Origin of the sequence: Acinetobacter sp. AL9 (assembly GCF_041464035.1) — a bacterium.
Taxonomy (GTDB): Bacteria; Pseudomonadota; Gammaproteobacteria; order Pseudomonadales; family Moraxellaceae; genus Acinetobacter; species Acinetobacter towneri.
Genome location: NZ_JAYFSK010000213.1, coordinates 1 through 291 on the forward strand (window position 1 = coordinate 1; position 291 = coordinate 291).

Genomic DNA, 291 nt, shown 5'->3' on the forward strand with positions numbered 1-291 from the left:
GAACTGGATTGTACTGTGTAGTGGCATAGGCCCAGACATAACCTTTCTTCGGTTTTTTATCATTCTCACCCATCCGCATGATGGTGACCGGCGTTTCATCGGCATGGATCACCCGCTGTTGCAGCACTACCTGTTTTAAGGCATTGGCCAGAGGTTCCAGTTCCACACCGCAGCGACCTATCCAGTCAGATAAAGTTGATCTAGAAAGTTCGATTCCCGCCCGCTGATAGATCAGACGTTGACGGTACAGCGGCAAATGATCGGCATATTTCGATACCAAAACATGGCTGA

At 49.1% G+C, this 291-nt stretch carries 1 protein-coding gene; it reads right to left on the reverse strand.

What is annotated here, in order from left to right; translation table 11 throughout:
* On the reverse strand, nucleotides 1-291 hold a 291-nt coding region (locus tag ACEO2X_RS14380; protein ID WP_371972201.1), incomplete at both ends, for a transposase.